Source organism: uncultured Gelidibacter sp. (assembly GCF_947500795.1).
Lineage (GTDB): Bacteria > Bacteroidota > Bacteroidia > Flavobacteriales > Flavobacteriaceae > Gelidibacter.
The window spans coordinates 601,769-608,257 of the sequence record NZ_CANMTE010000002.1; the positions used below are offsets into that span (position 1 = coordinate 601,769).

6 protein-coding genes are annotated in these 6,489 nt (G+C 35.3%); 2 read left to right on the plus strand and 4 right to left on the minus strand.

The features are described from left to right. Positions 1–148: 148 nt before the first annotated feature. The 4 genes from gldD to mutY all read right to left on the minus strand — a co-directional run bounded on the left by gldD (position 149) and on the right by mutY (position 3,701). Entirely contained in the window at positions 149–730 is a 582-nt protein-coding gene (gene gldD, locus Q0947_RS07845) for a gliding motility lipoprotein GldD (RefSeq protein WP_299394940.1), read from the minus strand. Beyond that, positions 730–2,034, minus strand: a complete 1,305-nt coding sequence (locus Q0947_RS07850; protein WP_299394944.1) for a gliding motility-associated protein GldE — start codon at positions 2,032–2,034, stop codon at positions 730–732. Before Q0947_RS07850 ends, gldD begins: the two co-directional genes overlap by 1 nt. Before the next feature lie 23 nt (positions 2,035–2,057). Then, complete coding sequence (gene ssb, locus Q0947_RS07855; protein ID WP_299394947.1) at positions 2,058–2,492, minus strand: single-stranded DNA-binding protein; 435 nt, start codon at positions 2,490–2,492, stop codon at positions 2,058–2,060. 165 nt (positions 2,493–2,657) lie between these two features. Then, complete coding sequence (mutY, locus tag Q0947_RS07860) at positions 2,658–3,701, minus strand: A/G-specific adenine glycosylase (protein WP_299394950.1); 1,044 nt, start codon at positions 3,699–3,701, stop codon at positions 2,658–2,660. 134 nt (positions 3,702–3,835) lie between these two features. Here mutY and Q0947_RS07865 point away from each other — a divergent pair, with 134 nt between their 5' ends. Together Q0947_RS07865 and Q0947_RS07870 are read left to right on the plus strand one after the other, a co-directional pair. Beyond that, a complete protein-coding gene (locus tag Q0947_RS07865) occupies positions 3,836–4,126 on the plus strand; it encodes an HU family DNA-binding protein (protein ID WP_299394955.1) in 291 nt (96 codons plus the stop codon). A gap of 325 nt (positions 4,127–4,451) precedes the next feature. Further along, a complete protein-coding gene (locus Q0947_RS07870; RefSeq protein ID WP_299394958.1) occupies positions 4,452–5,993 on the plus strand; it encodes a ribonuclease E/G in 1,542 nt (513 codons plus the stop codon). Positions 5,994–6,489 lie beyond the last annotated feature (496 nt).

Here is a 6,489-nt window from a genome sequence, read left to right on the forward strand (position 1 = left end):
TTATACGTATTGTTTTTCAATGGTTACATGCTGCTCACTACTAATCATTCCGTTGGATATTAAAATTCTTAGCAAGCCCGTTTCATGTGTTGTTTTGAAAAGTTTAGCAAATATAACGATTATTGTAATTTACAAAAGTAGAAGTTGGTTATTTCCATCTTAAGGTTTCCATGATATGCTTAATATCTTTCTTTAAATAATCTGCCGCAGGTAAAATGGAATCAAAATTTGGTTTCGCATAAAAATAAAGCGAGCCATTTAAAAAATGATTCACACTGTCAGTCACATAAAATTGCGATTGCGATGCGGCATTGCCACCCACTTCATAAAACATACCATACACCTTGTGGTCGTAATTGGTATATAGATTACCTTCAATAGCATCAGCTTTTAAGGTGTGTTCTTGGGTCAGATTTTGGGAATCTCTGATTAATGGGATCAGATTGCTGTCATTTACCTTAATATAGGTCAGGTAAATGGTGCCTTTTAGAGTCGGATAATTAATATCGATACCATAGGTTTCGTTTTTGGCATCAACTTTAATGGACTTTATGCGTTCCGCAAGTGTGTTCTTTTCGAAGGTAAAAGGTAAGTCGATAGCCGTCTCTTCATATTTTGCTGGTGGATAGTCCAGACGTAAAAAACCTTTTGGCTTCGGGATAGGATCATCTCCACAGGAGAAACAAAGTGAAAGGATTAAAGTGAGAACAAAGAGTTTGGCTTTTATCATTATAAAATGGTGAATTTTACTTGTTTAATCCGCTTCTTATCTAAGACTTCTATAGTGAAAACGTAATTTTTGAAATTTATTTTACTACCGCGCCTCGGGAAAACTCCGGAAATCTCTAGGACAAACCCAGCAATGGTTTCGGCTTCACCTTTATGGTTTTCAAAATCGGCATCAGAGTCAAGATTCACAATTTTATAGAAATCCTTCAGCGGTGTTTTACCATCAAAGGTATAATTGTTGTCGTCAATCTTGGTATAGATTAAATCGTCATCATCAAACTCATCGCTAATATCTCCAACAATTTCTTCAATCACATCTTCTAAAGATACTAAACCAGAAGTACCGCCATATTCATCAACAACCACCGCGAGATGCACTTTTTTATCCTGAAACTCAGCCATTAAATCGTCGAGTTTTTTATTCTCAGGAACAAAGAAAGGCTCACGCAACAAGGCGGTCCAATCAAATTGCTTTCTGTCAATATATGGAAGAAGGTCTTTTACATATAAAATACCTACAACGGTATCAATTGTGTCCTTGTAAACTGGAATCCTTGAATACCCATTTTCGATGATTTCTGGGATGATTTCCGAATATTTTTGATCTGTATGCAAAGCGAAAATATCAATACGCGGGCGCATTACTTGCTTCGTGTCCGTATTTCCAAAGGAGACGATGCCTTGAAGAATTCGATGTTCTTCCATTGTGGTTTCGTGCTCACTGGTCAATTCCAACGCTTGAGATAGCTGATCCACACTCAAGTTCGACTTCTGTTTCCCTAATCGTTCATGAATGCTTATGGTGATGGAACGCATTGGTAAACTGATAGGCGAAAAGATCACATCCAAAAATCGCATTGGTTGCGACATGAACATGGCAAACTTAATTCGGTTTCTATTGGCATAAATCTTTGGGATAATTTCACCAAACAGTAAAATTAAAAAGGTCACCAATACCACTTCAAGTAAAAATTTTACCCAAGTAATAGTAATCTGATGAAACAAGAACTCCCCAATAAAAGCAAACAGGATGACGATGGCAATATTGATAAAATTATTCGCTACCAATATGGTTGCCAATAGCTTTTTAGGGCGTTCTAAAAGTTTAGATATTGTTTGGAATGGCGTTGCATTTTCTTCCAATCCGTTGTCGATATCAGAACGTGTTAAAGAGAAAAAAGCTACTTCTGCGCCAGAAATTAAGGCAGAACAGCCAAGCAGTATAAATAATAAGACAACACCTATAATTAAGGAAATGTTATCAGAAGGCTGAAGGATTAAAAATTGTATGGGTTCAGGGTCCAAGGGAAAAGAAATTAGTTAAATTTTTAAAATGGTGTATTAGAATCCGGTTCAGGATCAGCAACATCTTTGTTAGGGTTTGAGGCTTGTGGAGTCTGCTGTGAAGCTTGCTCCTGACTGTCATTTTTGGTGCTCAAAAATGTAAAGTCTGTACATTGGATTTCTGTAGAATAGCGCTCAATGCCTTTATCATCATTCCATTTTCTTGTTTTGATGCGGCCTTCAATGTATACTTTGTCGCCTTTGCTCAAATATTTTTCACATATTTCAGCTGCTTTATTGCGTACCACTATATTATGCCACTCCGTATTGCTTATGCGCTCATTGGTTTGTTTACTTGTATAAGTCTCATTAGTAGCCAATGGGAAGCGTCCAACACAGTTTTTCTCATCGAAATAATGCATTTTCACATCATCACCTAAATGACCAATTAACATGACTTTATTTAAAGTTCCTGACATAATAATCTTGAAATTTAAGTGCAAAATTAACCAATTGCACGGATATTATTAAAAGTAATAAAAAAATGTGAGTTATTATTTATAGTCGCTAGAATTTGTTGAACTCAGTTGGTGAATATAAATAGAGTAATTGCTCCATAAACTATACATTAATATATGTGCACTCTAATCTTCAAAAAATTCATCAATAAAATTACTGATTAATATAGGGGTAGGGTGTTGTTTTAACTCTTTAATGGGAATTCCTTTCTGCGGAAGCTGGTCTATTTCAACAATCCAAAATTTAGTATGTAAATGCTGATGTGAAAGTTTGTGGACAATGTCTTTATTATTATAGAGGCTAAACTCAAACGGGGCATCTCCAAAATAGGAATTTATGGAAGGGTGTTTTTTAAAGTCGGCTATTTTTAGTTTCTGGTCTGTTTCTATTAATGGGAATTGATATAGATTTTGCCAAATCCCTTTTTTTGCCCGCTTCTGGAAGATGGTTTTTTTATCGGTTGATAAAGGCACCAAGAAATTAAAATACTTTGTGCTGACTTTAGTTTTTTTGAGCTTTACAGGAAGTTGGTCGATCAGGTTTTTTTGAAGCGCAACACAACTATCATTTAAAGGACAGGTATGGCAAAAGGGGTTTTTAGGTTTGCACTGCACGGCGCCAAACTCCATAATGGCTTGATTGTAATCAGAAGGATGGTCATGGTCCATTAAAGAAGTGGCCAACGCTTTGAACTCCTTGATCCCATTTGTGGAATTTATAGGAGTGTCAATCCCAAAATAACGTGATAATACTCTATATACATTACCATCCACCACAGCAGTAGGTTCGCCATAACAAATGGAAGCAATAGCACTAGCGGTATAGTCGCCAACGCCTTTTAGTTTTAATAGGTCTTTATATGTGTTAGGAAATACACCATTAAGATTAGTGGCAATATGTTTTGCCGTGGCATGTAGATTTCGGGCTCTAGAATAATAACCCAGGCCTTGCCAAAGTTTCAAAACATCACTTTCTTGGGCGTTAGCAAGGTCAAAAATGGTTGGATATTTGTTTACAAAAGCTTCATAATAAGGTAATCCTTGGGCTATTTGCGTCTGTTGTAAAATTATTTCAGATAACCAGATGTAATAGGGGTTCTTGGTTCTTCGCCACGGGAGATTGCGCTTATGTACTGAATACCAAAGGGTTAAAGTCTTGTTGAAATCCATTTAATTTTTTAATTCTGAACAAAAATAATCCTTTACAACGTTAAATTTTAATTAATTAGGCTTGAAATATTGAAATTAAAATCCCTATATTTGCATCCCTTATAATTAATAGATAAACCCTAAAATTAATAACAATGACAAAAGCTGATATAGTAGCTAAAATTTCTGAGAAATTAGGAATTGAAAAAGGAGATGTTCAAGCGACCGTTGAAACCTTTATGGAGGAAGTTAAAACATCATTAGAGAGTGGAGATAATGTGTATTTAAGAGGTTTCGGTAGCTTTATCGTTAAGACAAGAGCTGAGAAAACAGGAAGAAACATTTCTAAAAACACAACAATCAAAATACCAGCACACAACATTCCTGCATTTAAGCCTGCAAAAGTATTTGTAGAAGGCGTTAAATCTAATGTTGAAGTAGAGTAAAATATAAAAGGAAACATTAATTTAAAAAAGACTTGATTTATGCCAAGTGGTAAGAAAAGAAAAAGACATAAGGTAGCGACGCATAAGCGTAAGAAACGTAGACGCGCTAACCGTCACAAGAAAAAATAAATTGAAAAAGTAGTTTTTAACTACTTTTTCGGTTTTACAGTAACGTTCTTTGATATAAAATTTAAGTGTGACCGCTGGTTGTGGTCTAGTTAGATTTACCGGAATTATCCCGATAGTTTATCGGGAATCCTGTGTCAAAAAATTTAGTATAATCCATCTGTTCTGATGAATTTTAGGACGGATTTAAATTAACAACATGGATAAGGAATTAATTATTCGTTCAAGTTCAGACTTTGTTGATTTTGCCTTATTAAAAGATGGAAAACTTATTGAATTACATAAAGATGAAGAGGATAACAACTTTTCGGTTGGTGATGTGTTTATTGCCAAAATCCGAAAAGCTGTTCCTGGACTAAATGCTGCATTTGTTAATGTAGGTTATGAGAAAGATGCATTTTTGCACTATCATGATTTAGGTCCAAAATTACCTTCGCTTTTAAAATTCGTAAAACGTGTAAGCACAGGGAAACACACAGATTTTCTGCTCAAAAACTTTCAATTTGAAAAAGATATTGATAAAGACGGCAGTATTGCTGACGCCTTAAAATCCAATCAATCACTCTTGGTTCAAATTGTAAAAGAACCTATTTCAACTAAAGGACCTCGTATTAGTAGCGAGTTGTCAATAGCCGGAAGGTATATTGTTTTAGTACCCTTTTCTGACCGAATTTCTATTTCACAAAAGATAGAATCCAAAGAAGAGAAAGATCGTTTAAAACGATTGGTAAAAAGCATTACGCCTAAAGGATTTGGCGTTATTGTCCGTACAGTTGCTGAAGGTAAAAAAGTGGCTGAGTTAGATACAGATTTGCAGAACCTATTGGGACGTTGGACAGCAATGTGCAAGAAGCTCAACAAGGCCCCTCACCCGAGTAAAGTACTTGGAGAGATGAATAAAGCATCTTCAATTTTGAGGGATATCTTCAATGATTCGTTCTCTAGCATTGTTGTGGATGATGAAGAGCTATATATGCAAATCAAAGAATATGTGCATCAAATTGCACCAAAAAAGGAATCTATTGTGAAACATTATCAAAATGGGGTGCCCATTTTTGAAAAACATGGCATTGAGAGGCAAATAAAAACCTCTTTCGGACGTACAGTCTCTATGGCTAAAGGTGCGTATATTGTGATAGAACACACCGAAGCACTCCACGTAATTGATGTGAACAGTGGCAATAGATCCAACAAAGAAAAAAATCAAGAGGACACTGCTTTAGAAGTTAACTTAATTTCAGCTACTGAAATTGCCAGACAATTGCGATTACGCGATATGGGTGGGATTATAGTAGTCGATTTTATTGACATGGCTAATGCAGAGAATCGAAAAAAACTGTACAATCATCTTCGTGACGAAATGAAGGATGATAAAGCAAAACATAAGATATTACCTCCTAGCAAATTCGGTCTGATACAAATTACCAGACAACGCGTGCGCCCAGAAAGGAATATTGAGACAAAAGAAGAAAACCCGAATGTTAGTGGGGAGGAGATTGAAGCGCCAATTAAGGTGGTACAACGCATTACCCAAGACATGGAACGGATTTTCAAAAAAGACTACAAGAAGGTGACCTTAAACACACATCCTTTTATAGCGGCCTTTTTGACCAAGGGATTCCCTTCCATCAGGTCAAAATGGTTTTTAGAACATAAAAAATGGGTAAAAATATTACCCAGAGATGCTTACACATATCTTGAATACCATTTTTACGATAAAAATGGTGACAAAATCAATTAAACTAAACCCCTTATTTCTTTTGAAGTAAGGGGTTTTTTAATTTCTATGTAATAGAACAAATCAATTCCGCAATCTTAATTTGCTGATAATGTCAGTTGGCGCTCGCTTGTAGTAAGGAGTACCCACTTTTTTATTACATCACATTTAAATAATCTTTGATGGCACTCGTCACAGACGAGCGATAGCGAGGATAATTTTATGGTTCAAAAGAAATTAAGCATTGCCTATCTACTTTATTCATTTTATCCCAATTTTTGTTTATATATAGTTCTATTTTATCAAAATCTGATACATCAGATGGAGGAGGATATATATAGTTGTATTCTAAGTTGAAGCCAATCTTAGCTATGTTTTTTTCTGCTATACTTTTTGAAAGTAGCAGTAACATCTCTTTTAATTCATTATCATCTATGTCCCTTTGTAGGCTTCCCCCGTTTAGAACTGTTTGTTAATCCAAATATATAATTTTTTCCGTTTTAAAATGAACTGGCTTTCT